This is a genomic window from Peribacillus cavernae (genome assembly GCF_003989135.1).
Lineage (GTDB): Bacteria > Bacillota > Bacilli > Bacillales > DSM-1321 > Peribacillus > Peribacillus cavernae.
The window spans coordinates 176,652-202,331 of the sequence record NZ_RYZZ01000005.1; the positions used below are offsets into that span (position 1 = coordinate 176,652).

At 43.7% G+C, this 25,680-nt stretch carries 20 protein-coding genes; 4 read left to right on the plus strand and 16 right to left on the minus strand.

The window, feature by feature from the left end; translation table 11 throughout:
* Positions 1-217: 217 nt before the first annotated feature.
* From rpoE to ELQ35_RS04080, 8 genes are all read right to left on the minus strand, one after another.
* Complete coding sequence (gene rpoE / locus ELQ35_RS04045; RefSeq protein ID WP_126863549.1) at positions 218-805, minus strand: DNA-directed RNA polymerase subunit delta; 588 nt, start codon at positions 803-805, stop codon at positions 218-220.
* A gap of 493 nt (positions 806-1,298) precedes the next feature.
* Entirely contained in the window at positions 1,299-4,565 is a 3,267-nt protein-coding gene (gene icmF, locus ELQ35_RS04050; RefSeq protein ID WP_126863550.1) for a fused isobutyryl-CoA mutase/GTPase IcmF, read from the minus strand.
* Positions 4,566-4,639: 74 nt separating this feature from the next.
* Entirely contained in the window at positions 4,640-5,272 is a 633-nt protein-coding gene (locus ELQ35_RS04055) for a TetR/AcrR family transcriptional regulator (protein ID WP_126863551.1), read from the minus strand.
* An 86-nt stretch (positions 5,273-5,358) separates the two neighbouring features.
* Complete coding sequence (locus ELQ35_RS04060) at positions 5,359-6,501, minus strand: acyl-CoA dehydrogenase (protein ID WP_126863552.1); 1,143 nt, start codon at positions 6,499-6,501, stop codon at positions 5,359-5,361.
* A gap of 171 nt (positions 6,502-6,672) precedes the next feature.
* On the minus strand, positions 6,673-7,809 hold the full coding sequence (locus ELQ35_RS04065) for an acyl-CoA dehydrogenase (RefSeq protein ID WP_126863553.1): 1,137 nt from the start codon (positions 7,807-7,809) through the stop codon (positions 6,673-6,675).
* A gap of 21 nt (positions 7,810-7,830) precedes the next feature.
* Positions 7,831-8,685, minus strand: a complete 855-nt coding sequence (locus ELQ35_RS04070; protein ID WP_126863554.1) for a 3-hydroxybutyryl-CoA dehydrogenase — start codon at positions 8,683-8,685, stop codon at positions 7,831-7,833.
* Between the two features lie 34 nt (positions 8,686-8,719).
* Positions 8,720-9,910 (minus strand): acetyl-CoA C-acetyltransferase, encoded by a 1,191-nt coding sequence (locus tag ELQ35_RS04075; protein ID WP_126863555.1) that lies wholly within the window; start codon positions 9,908-9,910, stop codon positions 8,720-8,722.
* 306 nt (positions 9,911-10,216) lie between these two features.
* Positions 10,217-12,328 (minus strand): heterodisulfide reductase-related iron-sulfur binding cluster, encoded by a 2,112-nt coding sequence (locus ELQ35_RS04080; RefSeq protein ID WP_126863556.1) that lies wholly within the window; start codon positions 12,326-12,328, stop codon positions 10,217-10,219.
* A 322-nt stretch (positions 12,329-12,650) separates the two neighbouring features.
* Here ELQ35_RS04080 and cls point away from each other — a divergent pair, with 322 nt between their 5' ends.
* On the plus strand, positions 12,651-13,853 hold the full coding sequence (gene cls, locus ELQ35_RS04085; RefSeq protein ID WP_126863557.1) for a cardiolipin synthase: 1,203 nt from the start codon (positions 12,651-12,653) through the stop codon (positions 13,851-13,853).
* 234 nt (positions 13,854-14,087) lie between these two features.
* Here cls and argS read toward each other — a convergent pair whose 3' ends face one another.
* From argS to speE, 4 genes are all read right to left on the minus strand, one after another.
* The gene (argS, locus tag ELQ35_RS04090; protein WP_126863558.1) at positions 14,088-15,758 is read right to left on the minus strand and encodes an arginine--tRNA ligase; all 1,671 of its coding nucleotides are present in this window, start codon (positions 15,756-15,758) and stop codon (positions 14,088-14,090) included.
* 4 nt (positions 15,759-15,762) lie between these two features.
* Positions 15,763-16,203 carry a YwiB family protein gene (locus ELQ35_RS04095; protein WP_126863559.1) on the minus strand — a complete coding sequence of 147 codons (441 nt, stop codon included), beginning with the start codon at positions 16,201-16,203 and terminating at the stop codon, positions 15,763-15,765.
* Between the two features lie 276 nt (positions 16,204-16,479).
* Positions 16,480-17,358, minus strand: coding sequence for an agmatinase (gene speB, locus ELQ35_RS04100; protein ID WP_126863560.1), 879 nt, complete (start codon positions 17,356-17,358; stop codon positions 16,480-16,482).
* Between the two features lie 19 nt (positions 17,359-17,377).
* Positions 17,378-18,205 (minus strand): spermidine synthase, encoded by an 828-nt coding sequence (gene speE / locus ELQ35_RS04105; protein ID WP_126863561.1) that lies wholly within the window; start codon positions 18,203-18,205, stop codon positions 17,378-17,380.
* Positions 18,206-18,498: 293 nt separating this feature from the next.
* Here speE and ELQ35_RS04110 point away from each other — a divergent pair, with 293 nt between their 5' ends.
* The gene (locus ELQ35_RS04110; protein ID WP_126863562.1) at positions 18,499-20,568 is read left to right on the plus strand and encodes a transglycosylase domain-containing protein; all 2,070 of its coding nucleotides are present in this window, start codon (positions 18,499-18,501) and stop codon (positions 20,566-20,568) included.
* 155 nt (positions 20,569-20,723) lie between these two features.
* Here ELQ35_RS04110 and ELQ35_RS04115 read toward each other — a convergent pair whose 3' ends face one another.
* Positions 20,724-21,248 (minus strand): YwhD family protein, encoded by a 525-nt coding sequence (locus ELQ35_RS04115; RefSeq protein WP_126863563.1) that lies wholly within the window; start codon positions 21,246-21,248, stop codon positions 20,724-20,726.
* A 37-nt stretch (positions 21,249-21,285) separates the two neighbouring features.
* Positions 21,286-21,954, minus strand: coding sequence for a site-2 protease family protein (locus ELQ35_RS04120; protein WP_126863564.1), 669 nt, complete (start codon positions 21,952-21,954; stop codon positions 21,286-21,288).
* Positions 21,955-22,175: 221 nt separating this feature from the next.
* On the opposite strand from ELQ35_RS04120, the gene ELQ35_RS04125 reads away from it, so the two are divergent.
* Positions 22,176-22,361, plus strand: coding sequence for a 2-hydroxymuconate tautomerase (locus ELQ35_RS04125; RefSeq protein ID WP_126863565.1), 186 nt, complete (start codon positions 22,176-22,178; stop codon positions 22,359-22,361).
* A 215-nt stretch (positions 22,362-22,576) separates the two neighbouring features.
* On the opposite strand, the gene ELQ35_RS04130 is transcribed toward ELQ35_RS04125, so the two are convergent.
* Complete coding sequence (locus tag ELQ35_RS04130) at positions 22,577-23,086, minus strand: YwgA family protein (protein WP_126863566.1); 510 nt, start codon at positions 23,084-23,086, stop codon at positions 22,577-22,579.
* Positions 23,087-23,153: 67 nt separating this feature from the next.
* Positions 23,154-24,461, minus strand: coding sequence for an HD domain-containing protein (locus tag ELQ35_RS04135; RefSeq protein ID WP_126863567.1), 1,308 nt, complete (start codon positions 24,459-24,461; stop codon positions 23,154-23,156).
* A gap of 339 nt (positions 24,462-24,800) precedes the next feature.
* Here ELQ35_RS04135 and ELQ35_RS04140 point away from each other — a divergent pair, with 339 nt between their 5' ends.
* Positions 24,801-25,553 (plus strand): RsfA family transcriptional regulator, encoded by a 753-nt coding sequence (locus ELQ35_RS04140; protein ID WP_126863568.1) that lies wholly within the window; start codon positions 24,801-24,803, stop codon positions 25,551-25,553.
* The last annotated feature ends 127 nt before the right edge of the window (positions 25,554-25,680 follow it).

A 25,680-nucleotide genomic window follows, 5' to 3' on the forward strand; every position in this document is an offset into this window, starting at 1 on the left:
ACAAGGTTAGCATTAAGGAATAAAAACAAAAAAATGATGTCCGTTTTGAATGTGGCATCCAAAATTCATCATTTTCCCTGTTATCTCTACAAAAAAACAAAAACGCCCCTCTTACAAAAGTAAGGGAGCGTTGTATTTTATCAACGTGTCCATGTTTAAGGAGCCCAAAAATGATTTTACAAATTCCGCTTTAAAAAGTCAAGCATGGATCAGGAACTTATCGATTTTCTTCCTTGTCGATTTCTTCCTCGTCCTCTTCCTCTTCAAGCTCATCGTCCTCTTCGATTATATCTTCTTCAAGGTCATCCTCGAATTCTTCTTCATCTTCATCCTCATCATCATCGGCGTCAGCATCAAGCAGATCGTCATCATCGTCATCATCTGGATCATCGATAAGATCCTCTTCTTCCTCTTCTTCATCAAGATCGTCGAGGTCCTCATCTTCAAATTCATGATCCTCGTTTTCAAGATCTTCCAAGTCCTCTTCGACCGCTTTCTTCGCTTTCTTCTTCTTCGGTTTAGCAACGTGTACAACTTCCTCTTCAATCTGATCGACAGGGTACCATGTTTTCAGGCCCCAACGGTTTTCTCCAAGGGAGGTAAACCGGCCGTCGACATTCAGGTCTGTATAAAATTGAGAGATTCTCTTTTTCATTTCTTCATCTGAAAAACCCTGCAATTTTCGGATTTCATTCATTAATTCTTTAAAAGAAACTGGTTGCTTTTTCTCTACAAGCAATTCATAAGCAATTTCAAGCATTGACATTTCTGCTAATTGCTCTTTTGAGTATTGTTTTAAACTCAAGGCCCGCACTTCCTTTCTCTATTCCAAACACTTCATAATCGGCATTTTTTACATAAAAAAATAATCTAAACAAGTATTCCGCATGACAAAATGCAATTCCTGCAAGACATATTCATTATAAACATTTAAAATAGGTTTATGCCAGCCATATCTTAATCTTATGAAATATCAGTGTCGCCTTTTTCACTAATAATTATAAGCGAAAAAAGCTATTTTCCTGGAAAAGTACTTTTTTTCTACACAAAAAAGGGTATTGAACTTGCTTTTCAGTCAGCTCAATACCATTTTTGGCGGCGTTCCTTTTTTCGTTGTCTAGCTCCAGCGCCTAGCTCGCTGTGCAAAAGACCACTTGACCGCAGAAGGCAAAAAGCGCCTTCTGGGTCAAGTGCCTATTTGCTTCACGAGCTGACCAAGGCGCTTCCGCTGGGCCAACAGGATGCGGGTTCTGGCGGCGTTGCCACAGGACGTGGCGTCCAAAGCCTGAGTTCCTTAATTACATATTCCTTCTGTATTGTCCTCCGACTTCGTAAAGTGCATGGGTGATTTGCCCGAGGCTTGCCACCTTTACGCACTCCATTAATTCCGCAAAGATGTTTTCCCCGTTCACTGCTGCTTCCTTCAAACGTTTGATCGCTGGTTCGTATTGAGGCTGGTTCCGCTTTTGGAATTCGCGGAGGTTTTGGATTTGTCCTTCCTTTTCTTCTTTCGTCGCACGGGCGATTTCCATTGTGTTCAGTGCTTCCTCGGAAGGGGGATTTGGATTCAAATAAGTATTCACACCTATAATTGGCAGCTCTCCTGAATGTTTTTTCATTTCATAGTACATCGATTCATCCTGAATTTTACCTCGCTGGTACTGCGTTTCCATGGCACCGAGGACACCGCCGCGGTCATTGATGCGGTCGAATTCCTGAAGCACCGCTTCTTCCACTAAATCAGTCAACTCCTCAATAATGAAGGTTCCCTGAAGCGGATTTTCATTTTTGGATAATCCGTGTTCCTTTGTAATGATCATTTGGATCGCCATCGCTCTGCGTACTGATTCTTGTGTAGGCGTGGTAATTGCTTCATCATATGCATTCGTATGGAGCGAATTACAATTATCTTGAAGTGCCATAAGCGCTTGAAGAGTGGTGCGGATATCGTTAAAATCAATTTCCTGGGCATGCAGGGAGCGCCCGGAAGTCTGAATATGATACTTCAGCTTTTGGCTGCGCTCGTTGGCACCGTATTTATCACGCATGGCCGTAGCCCAAATTCTTCTTGCAACACGCCCGATTACACTATATTCTGGATCAAGACCATTAGAAAAAAAGAATGAAAGATTCGGTGCGAATTCATCAATATTCATCCCGCGGCTTAAATAATATTCGATATAAGTGAATCCATTGGCGAGTGTAAAGGCCAGCTGCGAAACGGGATTAGCGCCTGCTTCGGCAATATGGTAGCCAGAAATAGAAACAGAATAATAGTTTCTCACTTTATGATCAATGAAATACTCCTGAATATCACCCATCAACCTCAAGGCGAATTCCGTAGAGAAGATACACGTATTTTGCCCCTGATCCTCTTTTAAAATATCAGCTTGGACGGTGCCGCGTACGGTTTGAAGCGTATAGGCGCGAACTTCCGTAAATTCTTCCGGTGTCAATACCCTGCCGAGCTCCGCCTCTTTATTTTGCACCTGCTGGTCAATGGCCGTATTCATGTACATCGCCAAGATGATTGGTGCAGGTCCATTGATTGTCATCGAAACGGATGTGGAAGGCTGACAAAGATCAAAGCCCGTGTAAAGCTTTTTCATGTCGTCCAGTGTGCATATGCTGACTCCACTTTCGCCAACCTTTCCATAAATATCCGGTCGGTAATCCGGATCTTCCCCATATAAGGTTACCGAATCAAAAGCCGTGCTGAGACGTTTTGCAGCATCATCCTTGGAGAGATAATGGAAGCGGCGGTTCGTCCTGTCAGGCGTTCCTTCTCCCGCGAATTGGCGCTTTGGATCCTCGCCCTCGCGTTTAAATGGGAATACTCCAGCCGTATACGGAAAATGTCCTGGAACATTATCACGGTACACCCAACCTAAAATCTCGCCATAGTCAACAAACTTTGGCAGCGAGATTTTCGGAATCATTAATCCGGAAAGGCTTTTCGTTTTCAATTCAGTTTTGATTTCTTTATCCCTGATTTTCGTGACGAATTTCTCGCCCGAATATTTTTCCTTAAACGCTTCCCATCCATCAAGGATTTTTTTCGACTCCACTGACAGCTTGGAAGCAGTTTCGTCTTTTAATGCCTGAAGCGAAGACAGAATTTCTTCATTTATTTCTTTTTCCTTAACTGCCTCAATTGCTCCCTCAAGCTGGAACAGCCTCCTGGCAAAGCGGACTTGATCTTCGGCGTTTTTATGATAATTACGGACCGTATCCGTAATTTCGCGTAAATAATAACGGCGGTCGTTTGGAATAATGATATTTTGTTTCTTGACGTCTGCCTCTTTCGAGAACGACGTTTCCCACTCCGTGCCGGCTTTTTCATTTATCTTTTCAATCAGTGCTGCAAATAAAGCATTGGTTCCCGGATCATTGAACTGTGAAGCGATTGTGCCGTATACAGGCAGCGCATCAGCATCCTGTTCAAACAGCATATGGCTTCTTTGGTATTGCTTTTGAACCTGCCGTTTTGCATCTTCTGATCCTTTGCGTTCGTATTTATTGATGACAATCAAATCGGCATAATCGATCATATCGATTTTTTCCAGCTGGGAAGGGGCCCCGAATTCACTTGTCATCACATACATGGACACATCACAAATATCGGTGATGCCAGCATCTCCCTGCCCGATTCCGCTTGTTTCAACAACAATCAAATCAAAGCTGGCCGCTTTCACAACGGAAATGGCATCCTTAATCGCAAGCGATAGCTCACTCTTGGAAAGCCGGGTTGCAAGGCTTCTCATATACACCCGGTCCGAAAAAATCGCATTCATCCGGATACGGTCACCCAACAGCGCCCCGCCCGTTTTTTGTTTGGTCGGATCAACGGAAAGGACGGCGATTTTTTTTCCCGGGATTTCATTGATAAACCGCCGGATTAATTCGTCAGTCAATGAGCTTTTCCCCGCCCCGCCTGTGCCCGTTATCCCGATAACCGGTACATTCTTTTCAGATGTCTTGATTTGTTCAAGAAGAGTTTCAACCGCAGCCGCAGCTTCATCCCCTATATCAAGCCTGTTTTCGGCTAGTGTAATAAATTGCGCTACCGCTCCCGTTTCTCCGGAAAGCAAATATTCGAAACGTTCCTGAATCGATGACTGCACCGTCGAGAAATCACATTCCTCGAGCATCAAATTGATCATACCCTGGAGGCCGTTTACCCTTCCATCCTCCGGCGAAAAAATATGCGAAATCCCATAATCATGAAGTTCCTTAATTTCGCGGGGGATGATGACTCCGCCTCCACCACCGTAAATCCGGATGTGGGTTGCCCCTTTTTCTTTCAATAAATCATACATATATTTGAAATACTCTACGTGGCCGCCTTGATAGGACGATATCGCAATACCCTGGACATCCTCCTGGATCGCTGCATTAACAACATCTTCAACAGAACGGTTATGGCCCAGATGAACCACCTCAGCCCCGCTCGATTGCAAAATACGGCGCATAATGTTGATCGATGCATCATGGCCGTCGAACAAGCTGGAGGCGGTTACAAAACGGATGTGATTTTTGGGTTTATACATCTCCATTGTGCTCATTTCGCTCCTCCTTTTACCGTAATTGTGTCGTCTTTTGATTGCTATATAAAGTGAAACTTCCATCAGTGGCGGGCTTACTGTCCGTTAATACGCGGCAAACTGATGACCAGCAACTCTGTTTGCAGTTGGATATATTCGTCAAGCGTATACATTTTTTGCAGGGCCCAGCGGCGGAAGCTCCACATTTGGCCCTGCACAAAAATGTTATGCGCGACAAGGCCGATATGGTCCTCTGATAAATCAAATTCCCCATTTTCCACACAACGTGAGATTACCAGCTCAAACATATGAACCATTTCCACTTCTTTTTTCAATACATAAGGAAGAGCATCCTTTGTCAGTGACTTGGCTTCCTGATACATCACCAGCACTTCATCCTGCATGTCGTCCATTACCTTGAAAAAATAGGAAATCGTAAGCTTCAGGCTTTCAAGAGTGCCGCTATTCTGTTCCAATTCCATTTTCAGCCTGTCTTTTACCTCGTCGTAAATAAAATCGCAGACTAAATATAAAATATCATCTTTGGTGCGGATGTATTCATAGAGCGTTCCAATGCTGAAACCGGCTGCCCTGGCAATTTCCCGGGTCGTTGTCCGGTGGAATCCCTTTTCTTTAAATAAACTCACGGCTCCTTTAATCATTTGATTACGCCGCATGCTGACAAGCTTCTCATCTTTTACAGAAGCATGGACCTCTCTTTTTTCCATACATCACCATCCTATAAGAAAAGTGCAAGCGCCTTGTAAAAAGGAACGTCGAACCAAAACTTAATCGTTCGTTTGGATTCTAATTTTTAATCTTTTGTAATCATTCTGGAGATAACCAGTTTTTGAATTTCCTGAGTTCCTTCATATATTTGCGTGATTTTTGCATCTCTCATATAGCGTTCTACCGGATAATCCTTGGTATAACCGTAACCCCCGAATACTTGGACTGCTTCTATCGTTACCTTCATCGCCGTGTCACCGGCAAAAAGTTTCGACATCGCAGATTCTTTTCCATACGGAAGCCCGGCAGATTCCAGCCATGCAGCCTGATAAGTCAATAATCTTGCGGCTTCCACGCTTGTTGCCATGTCAGCAAGCTTAAAGCCAATCCCTTGCTGTGCGGCAATCGGTTTCCCGAATTGGACACGTTCTTTCGCATAACCCACTGCTGCATCAAGCGCCCCTTGAGCAATTCCAACAGCCTGCGCCGCAATGCCATTCCTGCCGCCATCGAGGGTCATCATCGCGATTTTGAAGCCATCTCCCTCTTTGCCAAGCAAATTTTCTTTTGGAACCTGGCAATCTTCAAAAATAATCTCTGTGGTTGGCGATGAACGAATGCCCAGCTTCTTTTCCTTTTTTCCTACGCTAAAGCCTGGAAAGTCTTTCTCAACGATAAACGCGCTCGTGCCCTTTTGTTTTGATTCCGGGTCTGTCAACGCAAAGACAACATACGTATCGGCCACTCCACCGTTTGTGATGAATATTTTGGAGCCGTTTATTAGATAGTGATCCCCTTCTAATCTGGCAGTTGTTCTCATCCCGCCTGCATCGGAGCCCGAGCTTGGTTCTGTCAGACCATAGGCGCCAATTTGTTCGCCCTGTGCCATCGGTTTCAGATACTTCTGCTTTTGTTCTTCTGAACCGAATTTATAGATCGGCCAGCCTGCCAGGGAGGTATGGGCTGATAAAGTCACCCCTGTTGATGCACAAACCCGCGACAATTCTTCAATCGCGATACAATAAGCTAGATAGTCGCTGCCAATGCCGCCGTATTCTTCCGGCCAAGGGATGCCTGTGAGGCCGAGTTCAGCCATTTTATCAAAAATGACCCGGTCGAAGCGTTCTTCTTCATCCCGTTCGGCGGCTGTCGGAGCCACTTCATTTCTGGCAAAATCACGAACCATTTTCCTGATCATTTCATGTTCTTCGGTAAGTTTAAATTGCATGATTGATTACCCCTGTCTCTTATTAATAAATGTACTTGACGATTCGAGCGAAAAAAACGGTGTTTTAAGCGAAAACTTTCATAATTAAGCGAAAAATCACCGAATTAAGCGAAAACACATAGTATTTAAGCGAAAGCCCGGATTCCCTTCTACAAGGACATGTCACAAAGCCTAGTTATAAAGATGCTTACTGATGACGATTCGCTGGATTTCGCTTGTGCCTTCATAAATTTCTGTAACCTTGGCATCACGGAAATAACGCTCCACCGGGTATTCCTTTGTATAGCCGTAGCCGCCAAACACCTGGATTGCTTCTGATGATACTTCAACAGCCGTTTTGGAAGCCATTAACTTTGCCATCGATGCTTCTTTACCGCACGGAAGCCCCTCTGATCTTAAAAAAGCGGCCTGGTAAACTAACAATCTGGAAGCTTCGATTGCCGTTGCCATTTCCGCCAGTTTAAAGCCTATTCCCTGCTGGGATGCAATCGGCTTTCCAAACTGGACCCTTTCCTTTGCATAGCGGACAGCATGCTCAAAAGCGCCTTCAGCAATGCCAAGGGCCTGCGCCGCAATTCCGATTCGTCCCGAATCCAGATTGGCTAACGCTATCTTGAAGCCTTCCCCAACGCTACCAAGCAGGTTTTCAGCCGGAACCATCATATTTTCAAATGTCAGTTGTACCGTTCTTGAACCATAAAGGCCCATTTTGTGCTCATCCTTGCCAATGATTAAGCCAGGTGTATTCTTTTCCACGATAAAAGCCGATATGCCTTTACTGCCAGCTCCTGGATTGGTTGAAGCAAAAACGATGTAGATCTCTGCTTCTCCGCCATTGGTAATGAACATTTTCGAGCCGTTTATTTTATAAAAATCCCCTTCCTTAACAGCCCTCGACTTCATGCTTCCAGCATCCGATCCGGAACTCGATTCAGTCAGACAAAATGCGGCTAGATACTCTCCAGAAGCAAGTTTTGGGACATACTTTTGTTTCTGTTCCTCTGTGCCGAAATAAAGGATCGGATTCGTTCCTACCGATGTATGGACGGAAAGAATAACACCAAGAGCAGGGCTTACCTTTGAAATTTCGTGGATGGCAATTATATAGGACATAAAGTCCATTTCCGAGCCGCCATATGCTTCAGGAACCGGAATTCCCATCAACCCGAGCTCGCCCATTTTTTCCAGTAAAGTCCGTGGAAATATCCCCTCTTCCATTTTTTCGACAAAGGGAGCGATTTCGCTTTCTGCAAAATCACGTACCATTTTACGCATCATCTTTTGCTCGTCATTCAATGTCAGTTTCATAGAGTGGCCTCCCGGATGTTTTTACAAGCTGTATTCGTAGAAGCCGCGGCCGGATTTCTTCCCGAGCCAGCCCGCTTTCACATATTTCCTAAGCAGCGGGCAAGGCCGGTATTTATCATCACCGAAGCCTTCGTGGAGCGTCTCCATGATATAAAGGCATGTATCAAGCCCGATGAAATCAGCAAGCGTCAGCGGTCCCATCGGATGGTTCATGCCGAGCTTCATCACTTCGTCGATTGCTTCTTTGGAAGCCACACCTTCATATAACGTATAAATGGCTTCATTGATCATCGGCATCAGAATACGGTTGGAGACGAAGCCCGGAAAGTCATTCACTTCTACCGGAACTTTACTCAATGTCCTGGACATTTCTGCAATCACCGCATACACTTCATCTGCTGTAGCAAGCCCACGGATAATTTCAACAAGCTTCATAACAGGAACTGGATTCATGAAGTGCATACCGATCACTTTTTCCGGACGCCTGGTCGCCGCTGCAATTTCAGTGATTGGCAGCGATGAGGTATTGGAAGCCAAAATCGCATGTGCCGGCGCAATTTCATCCAGTTCACTGAACAGCTTTGCTTTGATGTCCATGTTTTCTATGGCTGCTTCAATCACCAGATCTACGTCAGCTGCATTTCTCAAATCAGTGGACGTTGTCAATCTTGCCAGTGTACTGCGCTTATTTTCTTCTTCCATTTTCCCTTTTTCCACCTGGCGGGAAAGATTTTTGTCAATGATTCCAAGGCCTTTGTCGACAAACTCTTGCTTCAAGTCATGCAATATAACCTCATAGCCGCTCATCGCACAGACCTGGGCGATTCCTGAACCCATTTGCCCGGCACCGATCACCATTACTTTTGCAATGTTCATGAAAGCTCCTCCAATCTGCTGCCCATATAATCTATTAAACTTGTTTTGGAACTTCGATTAAAACGGCATCTCCCTGGCCGCCGCCGCTGCAAATCGCCGCAATGCCCAGACCGCCGCCGCGCCGTTTCAATTCGTGCATCAGCGTGATGATAATCCGTGCACCGCTAGCCCCAATCGGATGTCCAAGTGCTACCGCCCCGCCGTTCACGTTTACTTTTTCAGAATCTACGTTAGCCAGTTTTCCGCTTGCAAGGGCCACCGCCGCAAACGCTTCATTTATTTCAAATAAATCGATTTCTTCTATCGATTTTCCCGTCTTTTTCAGAATCCTGTTAATAACAAGTCCTGGAGTCTTTGGAAAATCCTTTGCTTCCACGGCAACTTCGGCATGTCCGATCATATAGGCAAATGGGGTTTTCCCTTCTTTTTCGGCTCTTTCCTCACTCATAAGCACAAGCGCTCCTGCCCCGTCATTTACTCCTGGGGCATTTCCGGCCGTAATCGTTCCTTCGTTGTTGAATGCGGGACCTAATTTAGCAAGCTTTTCAATGGATGTATCTTTTCTCGGAGCTTCATCGTGTTCCACGATTACCGGTTCCCCTTTACGCACAGGAACCTCGACAGGAATGATTTCCTCGGCAAACACTCCGCCTTCGATAGCGGCTATTGCTTTTTGTTGGCTTCTAAGTGCCCAGTTATCCTGGTCTTCGCGTGAAAGTTCCAATTCTTCAGCTGTACTGTTCCCATATGTGCCCATATGTGCTCCTGTAAAGCTGCAGCTTAATCCGTCATGAACCATTACATCTTTCATCACCGCGTCACCCATGCGAGCTCCCCATCTCGCTTTTGGCATAATATAAGGAGCATTGCTCATGGATTCCATGCCGCCTGCAACAATGATTTCCTCATCGCCTAAGCGGATGATCTGGTCAGCCAGCGTTACACTTCGCAGTCCAGAGGCACAAACTTTATTGATCGTTTCTGTTTTCACTTCCCACGGAATGCCCGCATGTCTTGAAGCCTGGCGGGATGGGATTTGTCCCTGGCCTGCCTGAAGCACATTTCCCATGATTACTTCATCTACCTGGCTGCCATCTATTCCGGCCCTTACCAGAGCTTCCTTGATTGCAACCCCGCCAAGCTGAGATGCAGACAAACTGCTTAACCCTCCCCCAAATTTCCCAAAAGGTGTCCTTACTCCACTAACAATGACTGTTCTAGCCATAAAGCTCCTCCTTTTATTACCTTTTTATAGATTGCTGTTTAATTAAATACACGCAAATCAAGTTGACTGAACGCTCGCTCATAATAAGGGCATAAAAAATGCTCATCTAAATAATGTAAGCGCTTTACTATATCTTACATGAAAAGGCGCAAAATTTTAAATGTTATTTTTACTTTTTGGAAATTTTTCATAAGAAAAGGTTAAGCTTTCTTTTTAAAAAAGGCCTGCTCCCTTCAAATAAATATTTTATTTTGGAAGCAGGCTTTATAGTATTATGCAAGTTCTATGAGGTGGCTGATTGGATTCTTAAGAGGCAATTGCTGGTTTTTCACCATATATTGATTTTTCCAATAGCTCAGCCACATCATATGTCTTTACGTCTTCTTCCACTTCTTTTGCTTTTGTGCCGTCTGTAATCATCGTCAAGCAGTAAGGGCAGCCGGAGCTGATTACCGAAGGACTTACAGCTAACGCCTGCTCTGTACGAGCTACGTTAACCCGGTGTCCGGTTTCTTCTTCCATCCACATGAGTCCGCCGCCGGCACCGCAGCACATTCCATTTTCCCGGTTGCGTTCCATCTCCACAAACTCCGCGCCCGGAATCGCCTTCAGGATATCCCTAGGAGCGTCATATACTTCGTTGTAGCGTCCTAAGTAACAGGAATCATGAAATGTAATCGTTTCGTTTACAGCGTGCTTCGGAACCAGCTTGCCTTCTTTAACAAGCTTGGCCAACAATTCGGTGTGATGATATACTTCCGCTTCCAAACCGAAATCGGGATACTCATTTTTGAAAATATTGTATGCGTGAGGATCGATCGTTACAATCTTCTTTACTTCGTTTTTCTCAAACTCTTCAATGTTCTTGGCTGCAAGCTCCTGGAAGATAAACTCGTTGCCCAGACGTCGCGGAGTATCCCCGGAGTTCTTCTCTTTGTTTCCTAAAATCGCAAATTTCACGCCAGCTTCGTTCATCAGCTTAGCGAAGGATAAGGCGATTTTTTGGCTTCGGTTATCATAGGAACCCATGGAACCGACCCAGAATAAATATTCAAATTCCTCGTCCGTCTTTTTCATTTCCTTGACGGTTGGAACGTGAACATCATCGCGGATTTCTCTCCAGTCTTCTCTTTCTTTACGGTTAAGGCCCCAAGGGTTGCCCTGGCGTTCAATGTTTTGCATCGCGCGCTGTGCATCCGGGTTCATTTTGCCTTCTGTCAGGACCAGGTAACGGCGCATATCGATGATTTTATCAACGTGCTCGTTCATGACTGGACATTGATCTTCACAGTTACGGCAAGTCGTACAGGCCCAGAGCTCCTCTTCAGTGATGACTTCGCCGATTAACGCCTGGTTGTATTCAACCGCAGCCGCAGATTCCTGTGCACCTTGTCCGGCGCTCGCAAGTGCAATCTGGTTGCCCTGTGTATTACCGAATACGAATGTTGGTACCCAAGGTTGTTTTGCGGTAATCGCAGCACCTTTATTCGTCAGGTGATCACGCATTTTGATGATGATATCCATTGGAGACAGCATTTTCCCTGTTCCTGAAGCAGGACACATATTTGTACAGCGTCCGCATTCTACACAGGCATATAAATCGATCAATTGAAGCTGGGTAAAGTCTTCTATTTTTCCTGCTCCGAAGGATTCCTGCGACTCATCTTCAAAGTCAACCGGCTTCAGTTTTCCGGGATTATCCAATCTGCTGAAATATGTGTTAGCAGGGCCTGCGATTAAGTGAGCATGCTTCGATTGCGGGATATACACTAGGAAAGTAAATAAGAAAATCGTGTGAATCCACCAAGCAATATAGAATACTACAGTTGCTGCGGTTGCGCCCATCCAGCCGAAAAGAGCGGCAATACCTGAAGCAACAGGCTCGGTCCATGTAGCTTCATGTCCGTGCCAGATCATGCTCATTCCATTTCCTAAAAGAACGGAAAGCATTAATCCGCCGAGTAAAATTAGGACTATGCCGGATTTAAAGCCGCGCTTTAAACGGACAAGCTTTTCAATATAGCGGCGGTAAAAGGACCACGCAACCGCGACAAGAATGGTCAGCGTGATGATTTCCTGGAAAAACGTAAACGCAGGATACAAAGGTCCGAATGGTAAATGGGCACCCGGTTTGATTCCCTTTATAATAAAATCAATCGCACCAAACTGAACGAGAATAAAACCATAGAAGAACACAACATGGATGGTTCCGCTCTTCTTATCCTTTAACAGTTTCTTCTGGCCAAATACGTTGACCCATATCTTTTCGAGCCGTTCTTTGACACGGTTATCGAATTCCGTTTTTTTACCAAGCTTGATATAAGCCACTCTTGTCCTGATCAAATAGACAAATAAGCTGATGGCGTAAGCGGTTACAAGCAAAAATGCAATTAAGTTAATCCATAGCAACCCGTTCATATTACTTGAGCCCCTTTCTGATTTAAAGTGCTAAAATGTCTATCTCCATTTTAATGTGAAATACAATTAGAAACAATGACATTTTTCTGAATTTGTTTAATTCTATTATATAATGAATGAGCATTCAGTCAACTTTTTTCTTTGTATTTTCTCTATTTCCCCCCACATTCTTACCTGTCTTACCGGTTTTTACGAGTCTCCACCCTGCAATATGTAAAAATTACCACACTTATCTTGTTGCGGTTTATAGTGACAACAAGGATTATAACAGAGACTTTGAGCAAAAATAACGGAATAAACCATAGCTGAGGAGAGGATGAACATGATAGTTGCAGTGACGATCGGAATCGTTATTTTATGTCTCCTCATCTGGTTGCCCATCGATTTTTATTTCGGGCGGAGAAGCCATATAAACAATGTTTTCAAACGGGATTATCCCAAGCGCAATAGCGACATTCAACTATACACGAGCGGAAAAGCACTTTTTCGGGATTTATTTACAGAAATTCAAAATGCAGAAAGGCATGTACATATCCTTTTCTTTATTGTTTCCAATGACCGTTTTAGCCAGGCGTTTCTCCACCTTTTGAAAGAAAAGGCGCAATCCGGTGTTGAAGTGCGGTTAATGGTCGATCGGATTGGAAGCCATAAGATAAATAAGAAAACAGTTCTCGATCTAGAAGCATACGGAGTGAGTTTCAACTTCGCACGCAGATTAAAATTCCCCTATCTATTCTACTCTCTTAATGAACGAAATCATCGCAAGATCACGATTATTGACGGAAAAGTCGGTTATATAGGCGGCTACAATGTCGGCAAGGAATATATCGATCAAGACTCGAAGCTAAATCCATGGCGGGACTATCATTTAAAAGTTGAAGGAGAGGGTGTCCGGGATCTTCAAGACGAGTTTTTGGCGGATTGGTACCATTCTTCAGGGGTTGATGACCGAAGCAATCGTCAGTATTTCCCTCCGTTAAGAAAAGGAAAATGCCTTCATCAGCTCATCCCCACGGAAGGCATCTTCCTTGAAAAGACCTTTTCCCGGCTCATCTCAGGAGCAGGAACAAGAATCATCATCGGAACCCCTTATTTTATTCCAAGCAGGCAGCTTTTTCTGGATTTAAGAACAGTGTTATCCCGTGGTATTGATTTGACTATTATCGTTCCAAAAATGGCAGATCATCCTTTCGTTCAAGAAGCGTCCTACCCATATTTTCGTCTCCTTTTGAAGGAAGGCGCAAAAGTGTTACAGTACGATAGAGGCTTTTATCATTCCAAAATTATGCTTATAGATGATAAGATCTGCGATATCGGAACCGCTAACTTTGACAGGCGTTCTTTATTTTTAAATCACGAAATGAATTGTCTGATCTTTGACCCATTATGTATCGAGATGATAAAGAAGGAATTAAAAAGCGATATAGATGATTCCACTCCTTTAACGCTTGAAATGCTATCAATGCCGAATCCCATTCGCAGGATCAAAGAGTCGATTGCCTTTGTGATCTCGCCCTTTTTATAAAATTGACACACCTTGGGAAAGGTGACGAATGTAGTAGCGTTAATCGGATTAATTGTTCAAATAATCGTTGCAATAACAAAAGGTAACCCACCTCGTCGACCAAAACAGAGTGGATTACCTTTTTGTTAAAATTTCACTTTAGAAAACAATCGTTATTCCGATTCTGCAGTTAAAGTGCTGACCGATATTAATACGAGATTTTTGTTTTTACCTTTTTCAAGCAAATCAAACTACTTACATCCTCTCCGGTGCCGATACACCGATTAAGGCCAGTGCATTTTTCAACGTGATTTGCACCGATTTTACTAAACCCAGGCGCGCTATGCTTCTTTCGGGGTTTTCCGTATCCAATACTTTGTCAGCGTTGTAGAAGCTGTGGAAGACGGATGCCAGGTCAAAAATATAGTTCGTTATCCGGTGCGGCATGCGTTTTTCAGCAGCTTCCGCAACTGCCTGCGGAAATTCCCCTAGCTTCTTCAAGAGCTCGATTTCTTTTTCTGAAGAAATCTGCGAGAAATCCGCTGTGCCTTCATAACTGATATTTTGTTCTTCACCCTGGCGCAGAATGCTCGAGATGCGGGCATGGGCGTATTGGGCATAGTAAACCGGGTTATCATTGGACTGTGATACCGCCAGGTCAAGATCGAAGTCCAGATGTGTGTCCGCACTTCTCATCGCAAAGAAGTAACGTGTTGCATCGAGTCCTACTTCATCAATCAGGTCGCGCATCGTCACCGCTTTTCCGGTGCGCTTGCTCATTTTCATCTTCTCGCCGTTCTTATACAGATGCACAAGCTGAATAATTTCCACTTCTAATTGCTCACGCTGATAACCGAGCGCTTCAATCGCTGCTTTCATACGCGGAATATAACCGTGGTGATCCGCTCCCCAGATGTTGATCAGCTTCTCAAAACCGCGCTCAAGCTTATCTCGGTGATACGCGATATCAGGTGTTAAATAAGTATAAGAGCCATCCTGCTTAATGAGGACACGGTCTTTATCATCACCCAATTCGGTGGACAGAAACCATGTGGCACCATCCTGCTCGTAAATGTGGCCGCGCTCTTTTAACGAAGAGAGAGCCTCATCGATCTTTCCATTTTGATAGAGGGAAGTTTCGGAATACCAGACATCAAAGGGAACCCTGAAATTTTCGAGGTCTTTTTTTAGCTTTTCCATTTCATATTTCAAACCGTACTCACGGAATAAGTCAAAGCGCTCTTTTTCATCGGCGTTAACATATTTGTCCCCATGTTCCTCTGCGAGCTTTTTGCCGATGCCAATGATATCTTCGCCATGATAGCCGTCTTGCGGCATGTCTTTTTCGAGACCGAGTGCCTGGAAATAACGGGCTTCGATAGATAAGGCAAGATTGTTAATCTGGTTTCCGGCATCGTTGATATAATATTCACGGGACACGTCATAGCCTGCTTTATCAAGCACATTACATAAAGAATCACCTACTGCGGCGCCGCGGGCATGACCAAGATGAAGGTCGCCTGTCGGATTGGCAGAAACAAACTCAACCTGGACTTTTTGATTATTGCCAAAATCACTTTTGCCATAATGGCTGCCAGCTTTTAAAATCGCTGGAATCAACTCTGTTACATACTCATTGTTCATATGAAAATTAATAAAACCAGGGCCGGCGATTTCAATTTTTTCGATAGATGCTTTTGAACGGTCAAAATGTTCAATAATGCTTTCTGCAATCGTCCGTGGAGCTTTTTTAGCGACTCTCGCAAGCTGCATCGCCATATTGGTCGAATAATCACCGTGGGATTTCTCCTTCGGCAATTCTAAAATCACAGCCGGAATCTGTTCTTCTGAAGCCAACCCTGCCTTGATCACAGACGCTTTGATTTCCTGTTTTATTTTTTCCTGAACCTGCTTCACTACGTTCATCGTATTATGCTTCCTCCTTATAGGCTATCACCATTTCATATTGTCCAAGCAAGTCTCCCTGCATGAAAAGATCATAGTCAAATAAAAATTTCCCTTCGCGTTTTTCCACATTCCATATATGGCTGACTAACTTTGTTCTCGTTTGCATGGCCATTGTGCCGTACATGCTTTCATAATGCCCATTCGTGATTTCCGCCAGGCTAAAAACCTGTCGCATTTTCACTGCACCGCTGCGCATCAACAGCGTTTCCGATTCTTTATATTTAATAGTTGTCTGCGTTTTCCCGTTCTCGCTTTCTTCGGTATATTGCAGATAAAGCGCATTTCCTTTACTGAATTTCGTTCCAAAAGCCGTTAATTCAAACGTATCTGTTTCAGAACCATTATCTATTGTCGTACGAAGCATCACTTTAATATTTTGTTTTTCAGTATTTTGTAGAGACAAATGCCACACTTCCTTACATACGTCCTATAACTTTATAAGTATAAGTATTCTTATCTTAAGTTTCAACTTAACATACGGTGGGAGCAAAGTTTTTTTGTTTCAGAGCATGTCGAATGAAGTGCTTGACAGGAAATTAAACTGAATTGAGGTGGAATTCACCATTTTTGTTGAGAATTCAACCAAAACGAGTGAGAATTCAACGAAGCCGAACAAAATCCTCTTGAATGAAAAAGAGACTGTCCCCATAAATTCTGGGCAATCTCTTTTTCACGCTTTTTATCGTTTTTGAACCCAACCTAGAATCATCTCGCGAATCAGTTTGCTTGCGGTATTGGCTGTTTGTTCGGATACATCATAGATTGGAGCGACTTCCACTAAGTCGCAGCCGACAACCTTAATGTCCGATTTAGCGATTTCATGGATGGAAGCGAGCAATTCTTTCGAAGTAATTCCTCCAGCGTCCACCGTACCTGTTCCCGGTGCATGGGCCGGATCCAGGACATCGATATCGAGCGTCACATAAACCGGGCGCCCAGCGAGCTTCGGCAACACTTTTTTAAGCGGCTCCAGCACTTCAAATTTGGAGATGTGCATTCCATGTTCTTTCGCCCATTGAAACTCTTCCTTCATGCCTGAACGGATCCCGAAAGAATAGACATGCTCCGGTCCAATATGCTCGGAAATTTTTCGGATTGGCGTGGAGTGGGAAAGCGGTTCCCCTTCATAGCTCTCACGCAGGTCAGCATGGGCATCCATATGGATAATCGCAAGATCCGGATATTTTTTATAAACGGATTTCATCACCGGCCAGGAAACAAGATGCTCACCCCCTATTCCAAGCGGAAACTTGCCCGCGTCAAGAATCTCGTCGACGAATTCTTCAATCAAATCCAGGCTGCGCTGGGCGTTTCCAAATGGGAGCGGAATATCTCCAGCGTCATAGTATTTTACCTCTTCCAATTCACGGTCAAGATAAGCACTGTATTCTTCAAGGCCAATCGATACCTCACGAATTCTGGTCGGGCCGAAACGGGAGCCGGGACGATAGCTGACCGTCCAATCCATCGGCATCCCGTATATAACTGCTTCAGAATTTTCGAAATCAGGATGGCTGTTAATAAACACGTTGCCTGAGTAAGCTTCTTCAAAGCGCATAAAATGGTCCTCCGCTTTTTTATTTTATTAAATCCTGAACAAATTTTGGTAGTACGAAAGCAGCTTTGTGGAGCTCCTTCGTGTAATACTTCGTTTCAATCTCATAGAACCGCTCATCGCTCACTTCAAGCGGATCATATTTTTTAGATCCGATCGTAAATGTCCATAAACCGCTCGGATAGGTCGGGATATTTGCCAGGTACAGTTTTGTGATCGGGAAAATTTCTTTGACATCTCTTTGCACTTCTGTGATCAAATCTGCTTTAAACCATGGGTTATCAGTCTGAGCAACAAAAATGCCGTCTTCCTTCAATGCTTTGGATATGCCGGCATAAAAGCCTTTTGTAAACAAATTGACGGCCGGACCAACCGGTTCAGTGGAATCAACCAAGATCACATCGTATTCATTCTCGCTGTTGGCAATATGCATAAACCCATCATCGATCTTTACTTCGACACGGGGATCCTCAAGTTTACCGGCGATTTCAGGAAGGAATTTCTTTGAGTACTCAATTACCTTTCCATCAATATCCACTAATGTCGCCTTTTTAACGCTCGAATGCTTTAAAACTTCACGGATCACGCCGCCATCCCCTCCACCGACAACAAGTACATTTTCCGGATTTGGATGCGTGAATAACGGAATATGGGCAACCATTTCGTGATAGACAAATTCATCTTTCTTAGAGGTCATGACCATATCGTCCAGAAGAAGCATATTTCCCCATTCTTCTGTTTCTACCATATCAAGCTTCTGAAACTCGGTTTGTTCTGTATGTAAAGTACGATTCACTTTCATCGTAATTCCAAAGTCTTCTGTCTGTTTCTCTGTATACCAAATACTCATTCCTATCGCTTCCTTCCTCTTTTCCTTGCCCTACTCTTTGTTTCTAAATTAAAAAAATAACTTTTTCAACATGAACTGGTGTCTAGCGCAAGCAGCCACGCCCCGATGCACAGGAAGTGGCGATCTTAGTCGGGCTCCTGCTCTTAGAGTTCCCCAACAACTAGAAAAAGTATAGTCGAATCACGCGAAAATGCAAGAAAAATATTTTCGTTTTTTTCCTGGGGGATGTTTAAAACGGAGGATTTATTTTCATACTGAATAATAATATCTTCCAGGGGAAAGAGGTGTAAACAGTGGAATTGATTACAGGCCAGCGGTTTAAAAGAACGTCAAAATATATACGGGCAGTCATCATCTTAACGGGACTGGCGGTGTTACTGGTTTTTTTATTGTTTGCTTCCCTTGTACTATTCTCAAAGGTACTTGGAGCTCCGCCATTGGCTGTTCCTCAATCTACCCTTTTTTACAGTGATGATGGAGAAGTAATCGGCGAAAATGATAATGGCCAGAAAAGGTACTGGGTGAATTTAGCCGATATCTCCCCTGCTTTGATAGATGCGACCATTGCCGTGGAAGACCGCCAATTCTATACACACAATGGTTTTGATCTGAAACGGATTGCTGGTGCTGTTGTCGCAGATATACGAGCGATGTCAAAGGTCCAGGGCGCGAGCACGATTACCCAGCAATACGCCAGAAATCTTTATCTGGGCCACGATAAAACATGGAACCGAAAATTCAACGAAGCCTTCTATACGATTCGACTTGAAACAAATTATTCAAAAAAAGAGATTCTCGAAGGCTATTTAAATACGATTTACTACGGCCATGGGGCATACGGGATCCAGGCCGCCAGCCAGTATTACTTTGGGAAGGATGCCAAGGACTTGACCGTATCAGAGGCCAGCATGCTTGCCGGAATCCCGAAAGGGCCGTCAAGCTATTCCCCCTTCTTATATATGGAACACGCGAAAAAGCGTCAAAAAGTGGTGTTGCTGGCGATGGCGAACGAAGGGATGATTCCAGAGAAAATGGTGAATAAAGAAATCGGGCGCCAGCTGGTTTTTAATCGAGGGCACAAGACGTCTGATAGAAAAGCGGCCCCCTATTTTCAGGATGCCGTTAAACAAGCGCTAAAAACGCAACTCCATCTGGATGAAAGCACCGTTGAGATGGGCGGCTTAAAAGTATATACCACCCTCGATACAAAGGAACAGGAGATTGCAGAAAAGACATTCAGCGATGTGATCACGGAAACATCAGAAATACAGGCCGCATTGGTCGCCATGAACCCAAAAACGGGAGAAGTCAAGGCGCTGGTTGGCGGAAGGGATTATGAATTGACCCCTTATAACCGCGCCATCCAGGCCATCCGGCAGCCTGGATCGACGATTAAGCCGCTGCTTTACTATGCTGCACTCGAAAAAGGGTTTACCCCTTCTTCGACATTGAAAAGCGAGCTGACTACTTTTTCATATGATAATGGCAAATCTTCCTATACACCGCATAATTTTAACCATCAGTATGCCGATTCTGAGATAACCATGGCTCAGGCAATTGCATTGTCTGATAATGTGTATGCTGTGAAAACTCATTTATTTTTGGGTGAAAAAGCATTGATTGACACAGTCCGCCGCTTTGGCTTGGAAACGAAAATGGCACATGTCCCATCGCTTGCACTCGGTACGTCAGGCGTGCGGGTGATCGAGATGGTTAACGCCTACAGTATGCTTGCAAATGGCGGAAAAGAAGTCAAACCCGTATTTATTAAAAAAGTGGAGAACCACAAAGGCGAGGTTATTTTTGAACAACAGACAGAAAACAAGCAAATTCTCGACCCGGCGCCGGCTTATGTGATGACCCAAATGCTCACGGGCATCTTTGATAAAAAACTAAACGGCTATACAAAGGTTACCGGGAGTTCGATCGCTTCACAGCTGACGAGGAAGTATGCCGGTAAGTCCGGGACAACGGAAACGGACAGTTGGATGATTGGCTATACGCCCCAGTTGGTAACCGGGGTTTGGGCAGGATATGATAACCCCAAAAACATCGCCGTGCCCGCTGAAAAAAGATATGCTAAAGACATCTGGGCACAGTTTATGGAAAACAGCCTGGAAGATAAGCCGGAAAAAAAGTTCAAGGAATCCAAAAACGTAGTCGGCGTTTATGTCAACCCGGAAAACGGCAAGCTTGCCACTGAATATTGTCCTGTCAAAAGATTGACCTATTATGTAAAAGGGACGGAACCAACTGAGGTCTGCACTGAGCATCTGGCGGAAAGCAAACCTCACAAAAAAGCACCAAAGAAAAGCGAAAATGGAACCTGGTATAAACGGCTGTTGAATCTTTGGGGAGACTGATCCTGCAGACAAGAAAAACCTCGAGACTTCCTGTCTCGAGGTTTTTCTTGTCCTAGCTTTATAGCGTTACATGCTGTAAGCAGTTTACTTATTTTATGAACGATGAATAAGTAGTCTCTACTACAGCTTGTAATGTAGCGGAAAAGGCGTACACTTTACTTGCCGGATCCGTCCACCTTCAATCCCTGTTTCAATTCATCTGCTGAATTATTCCACATGTCAACGTTATGATTTTTCAAAAAATCAGCGAGCACTTTCTTGGATTTGTCGTCCATATGATCAACAATGATATGGCGTTTCATTGATTTATCCATACGGTTTACATGTTCAGGCAATGATTTATAACCTCTTCGGATCGAACGATCAACCGTCATTTCACAGGCTGTTACTCCGGCATATAGCGGCCCTTCCTGGGTCGTTTCGATCGTCACCCATACGAGCCAGTACGGTTTTCCATTGGGAACCTCTTCTTTCGTTTTGAGGAATTTGATTCCGCGCTCAACCGCGCTTCGCGCATGCAGGGCACCAATCTCAACAGTTGCCTCTCCTGCGTCCACGTCAACAATGACAGGCGATATATTATCCAGCGTTAATACGCCTGAGCCAAAACCTCCGTGTCCTTCCGTGGGATCATTTTTTATGATATTAAAACCAAGCTTTTGTTTAGGCTGATTCTCCATCAGCTTTTTCCCTCCTTTAAAACTATACGTTTATTTATTAAAGAAATAATTGAGCAAAAAAATCATTCAGTCCGTTTATCACAAACGGCAAAACAATCTGGAAAATCGGCTGGATCGTGTACTGATACAGGGGTGTAATGATCAAGATTAAAAAAATCAGCACCCCGTACGCTTCGTACTGTGTCATTTTTGCCCTGACATTAGCAGGCACGAGATCCTGCAAGATACGATATCCATCCAATGCGGGAAAAGGAAGCATATTAAACACAAACAAAACAATGTTTATCTGGATAAACATATCAATAAAAGTATATACATAGACCGGCATATTCACACCTAGCCCCGCCGCAACCAGGCTGTACCAAATAATCAATCCGGCGATCGCAAGAAGCAAATTGCTCAAGGGACCGGCAAAAGAAACAAGAACCCCTGCAAGTCTGGGCCTTTTGAAATGAAAACGATTCACCGGAACAGGCCGGGCCCAACCGAAACCCGCAATCAACAGAAGCAGCGTACCGAGCGGATCGATATGGTGGATCGGGTTTAACGTAATCCGGCCCTCGTTCTTGGCAGTCGGATCACCAAATCGATAGGCAACATAGGCGTGGGAAAATTCGTGTACCGTAAATGCAATTAATAAAACAACTATCACATATGGTATCTTTTCCAGGTCATACGCTAAATAACGGTTTAAAAAGTTCTCCACTTTGCTTCTCCCCAATCAGTTACTACCGTAAGTATACCTGAAAATGCAGCATAAGTTAAAATAGGCTGCGTTTCAGGATCCTGTACCTTCTATTTCTTCGGTTATTTTAGCCAATCTTCTTCCCATATACGTCAAGGATAGCAAAAGGTTTCGCTTATCTTGCAATTTTCCTGTCCTTATGAAACACTACAATCAAAGAATATGAATGGAGGTTGGGAGACATGCCATATATTACTGTAAAAATGCTTGAAGGAAGATCTGATGATCAAAAAAAAGCGCTTGTGGAGAAGGTCACCGAAGCAGTGACTGAAACAACCGGTGCATCAAAAGAAAAAGTTGTTGTTTTCATTGAAGAAATGACAAAAAACCACTATGCGGTGGCTGGAAAACGCTTAAGCGACGAATAAACTAAAATCCATAACACCGAAATTTGATTTGGATAGTTTGGTTTGGTTTGGAATAGTGTGTGAGGCAATAGTAAATGGACTGACTAAGTCAATAATCACTGCTGCTCGAATAATAAACCCAAGCTTATCTATCTTTTTTCTACAGAATCATCACAAAACGCTTGGATAAAGAAAATAATCCAAGCGTTTTTACTCTACTTTATTTTAGCCTATCATTAATTCAGCTTGGCTTTCTCTTTTAGCTGCTCAATGTATGCATATGCTTCATCGATCTCTTCATGTGTATATTTCTGTTTACTTTTTAGTGTGAAAATTTTTTCAACCACTTCTTCTTTTTCCAGTGAATCAAAATAGAGAACTGTCGAAACCAGCTCCAGAAAACGGGCATTCTGCATATTCATATCTAGCAGACAACCTTGAAGCGCAGGCATTTCCAACTCATGCATCGACAAAAAATCGATGCCGGGATCAGTGATTGTATAGCAATACTGGTAATATCCGGACTTCTTTTCGCGTACTTCGTTCAGATATCCCATATTACACAGTTCTTCGATTCTTAGTGTTAACTCTTCCGAATACGGTCCATAAAAATGGAAAGCGAACTTTTCCTGAAAGGGAAAGGACAGCTTCTTGGCAATAAAAATAATCTTTTGCAGCTTTTTTCTCCCTGCAACTTCACCGGCAACCGAAATCGCCTTGATAATTTTTGCATGATCCTTAAACAAGGCTCGTCACTCCTCACCCAAAATGTTCCTTTTTCTGTACCTCGATTGCCTTTTCATTAATAACCATTCATCTATCAAGATCCAGGAGCTGGCGGATTTGTCTTTTGATATTCTTTTTCGTTGATTCATCCCGTAGCAGATCTTCGGGGAAATATAGTTTATGGTCGGTTCTTCTTTTACCTGATATCGCATCGACAATTTCCGATTCCCGTGATAATTCGCGAATCTCACCATTGTTTTTAAGCAAATGGATCGGAAGCCGCTCTTCTTCTTCACCAGGACGGTAAAAATCGTATGGCAGGTCCGAAGAAGAATCCACGACAAGATAGTATTCCGGATCAATGCCGGCCTTTTTAAAGAGCCGGTTCAATTCCATTAATTTATTCATCTGATCGTTAGATGGTTGAAATTCGGCATATTTAAACAGTTTACGGTTTACGAAGCGGTCGCAAAGGTCGCTGAGAATCGGATCCTTCTCTTCCTCCCAGATTTGAAAATAGTAGAGGATAACCGATTCATCCATTTTCAAATAATCCGCTAAGGCAACATCTCCATTAAACAGCGAGTAAAAATGATGCGGTTCATGTTGAAATCCATATCCCGATTCATATAAATACTTGGCTCTATGTAGTATTTTCGTAAGAATGACTTCGGCACTCCGCGTTACCGGATGAAAGTATACTTGCCAGTACATCTGATATCGGCTCATAATATAGTCTTCCACAGCGTGCATCCCGCTCTGTTTAAAAACCACCTGATCCTCGCGCGGCCTCATCACACGCAAAATCCGTTCCATGTCAAAATGGCCGTAGCTAACCCCTGTAAAATAGGCATCTCTCTGCAGATAATCCATACGGTCTGCGTCAATCTGGCTAGAAATCAGGCTGACAACCAGTTTGCTTTCATATGTTTTTGCGATAACTTCAGCCACTTTTTTCGGGAATGTCTTGTCAACCCGCGAAAGTACGCTGTTCACTTCTGTATCTCCTAAGATGATCGCCTGTGTAAAATGCTCATGGTCGAGGTCAAATACTTTTTCAAAAGAATGCGAGAAAGGGCCATGCCCTAAATCATGAAGAAGGGCTGCACATAAACACAAAAGACGTTCTTGTTGATTCCATTCCGGTCTCCCTGCAAAAATATCGTCAATTATTCTGCGGACGATTTCATAAACACCGAGCGAATGGTTCAACCTGCTATGTTCCGCGCCGTGGAAGGTCAAGAAAGTAGTTCCCAGCTGGCGGACACGGCGCAAACGCTGAAATTCCCTGGTTCCTATTAAATCCCAGATCACCAGATCGCGTACATGGACATACCGGTGAACCGGGTCTTTAAATACTTTTTCTTCACTAAGTTTTTCGGCGGAATATCCCATTGGCTACCCTCTTTTTTAAAAATCTATCATTTTTTCATTATAACTTGTTTACGGCATTAATCATACTTTTCCCAGATGGCTTTATCAAGCCGAATGAGGTAGAAACAAGCGAAATGCGACAAAAACTGACTTTTTGGGCAGGAAAACATTTATTTTTTAATTTACCCGAATCGACTAGCTCGAAAATCTGAAATAAGCATAAGATCTTGCTTGGCTATTCAACAGCAACACTTATAAAAAACTACTATCCTGTTAACTATTTGTATAAAAAATCCGGTTCTTGTCCAAGATATAAGTAGAAAAGCAATATTTAATGTTGAAAGAAAGGGAGTAGGTAGTATGAAAATCCGTCAAGACGCTTGGACAGAAGAAGATGATTTACTATTAGCAGAGACTGTACTGCGGCATGTCCGTGAAGGCAGCACCCAATTAAATGCTTTTGAGGAGGTTGGAGATAAGTTAAACCGGACATCAGCGGCCTGTGGATTCCGCTGGAACGCAGTTGTGCGCCATAACTATGATAAGGCCCTCCAATTAGCAAAGAAGCAGAGAAAGCAGCGGCAACGCATTCTCGGAAAGGACCAGGGAGGAAAGAAAAAGCTCCTTTATACTCCTCCAGCCCCTACGATCCAGGATATTGGGACCTCTCAACACCAAACAGAGAATTTTGAATTTGAACTAGCAGAACTAGCATTAGAACCAGAAACTACTCATCACACGCCGGAGCCCCTTGAGCCTCTTGAATCTCCGGAGCCCGTCCGCAGTGTTGTCCTGGACAGCAACGAGCTTACGCTTGATACTGTTATCTGGTATTTGCAATCTATGAACAACAGCATGCTTCAGGCAGAAGTGCTAAAATCTGAGAACGAAAGATTGAAGCTTGAATTGGCAGAGGTCAAAAAACGGAGTCATGAGCTCGAAAATAAGGTCGGCAGTCTGGAACAAAATACGGGCATGATCCAGGAAGATTATGAGACATTGATGAACATCATGAACAGGGCGAGAAAACTGGTCCTATTAGAAGATGACGAACGCCCGGCCACTAAATTCAAAATGGACCGGAATGGCAATTTAGAAAAATTGGCCGAATAGTTTACACTTTTCAGCTGTTTGATTGAATTAATCCCAAAATCGGTTGAAATCACCCCTAGTAGGTTGAATTCTCCTGCAATTTGGTTGAATTAATCTCAATATTGGCTGAATTATCCGCAGTTTAGTT

Excerpts from the sequence above, each read along its gene's own strand:
- ELQ35_RS04125 (WP_126863565.1), top strand. The coding sequence starts at position 22,176 with ATGCCATATATTACTGTAAAAATGCTTGAAGGAAGATCTGATGATCAA.
- icmF (WP_126863550.1), bottom strand. The coding sequence starts at position 4,565 with ATGAGCACAATGGAGATGTATAAACCCAAAAATCACATCCGTTTTGTA.
- ELQ35_RS04070 (WP_126863554.1), bottom strand. The coding sequence starts at position 8,685 with ATGAACATTGCAAAAGTAATGGTGATCGGTGCCGGGCAAATGGGTTCA.
- ELQ35_RS04055 (WP_126863551.1), bottom strand. The coding sequence starts at position 5,272 with ATGGAAAAAAGAGAGGTCCATGCTTCTGTAAAAGATGAGAAGCTTGTC.
- ELQ35_RS04065 (WP_126863553.1), bottom strand. The coding sequence starts at position 7,809 with ATGAAACTGACATTGAATGACGAGCAAAAGATGATGCGTAAAATGGTA.
- ELQ35_RS04075 (WP_126863555.1), bottom strand. The coding sequence starts at position 9,910 with ATGGCTAGAACAGTCATTGTTAGTGGAGTAAGGACACCTTTTGGGAAA.
- ELQ35_RS04060 (WP_126863552.1), bottom strand. The coding sequence starts at position 6,501 with ATGCAATTTAAACTTACCGAAGAACATGAAATGATCAGGAAAATGGTT.
- ELQ35_RS04080 (WP_126863556.1), bottom strand. The coding sequence starts at position 12,328 with ATGAACGGGTTGCTATGGATTAACTTAATTGCATTTTTGCTTGTAACC.
- ELQ35_RS04140 (WP_126863568.1), top strand. The coding sequence starts at position 24,801 with ATGAAAATCCGTCAAGACGCTTGGACAGAAGAAGATGATTTACTATTA.
- speE (WP_126863561.1), bottom strand. The coding sequence starts at position 18,205 with ATGAGTATTTGGTATACAGAGAAACAGACAGAAGACTTTGGAATTACG.
- cls (WP_126863557.1), top strand. The coding sequence starts at position 12,651 with ATGATAGTTGCAGTGACGATCGGAATCGTTATTTTATGTCTCCTCATC.
- argS (WP_126863558.1), bottom strand. The coding sequence starts at position 15,758 with ATGAACGTAGTGAAGCAGGTTCAGGAAAAAATAAAACAGGAAATCAAA.
- ELQ35_RS04135 (WP_126863567.1), bottom strand. The coding sequence starts at position 24,461 with ATGGGATATTCCGCCGAAAAACTTAGTGAAGAAAAAGTATTTAAAGAC.
- speB (WP_126863560.1), bottom strand. The coding sequence starts at position 17,358 with ATGCGCTTTGAAGAAGCTTACTCAGGCAACGTGTTTATTAACAGCCAT.
- ELQ35_RS04115 (WP_126863563.1), bottom strand. The coding sequence starts at position 21,248 with ATGGAGAATCAGCCTAAACAAAAGCTTGGTTTTAATATCATAAAAAAT.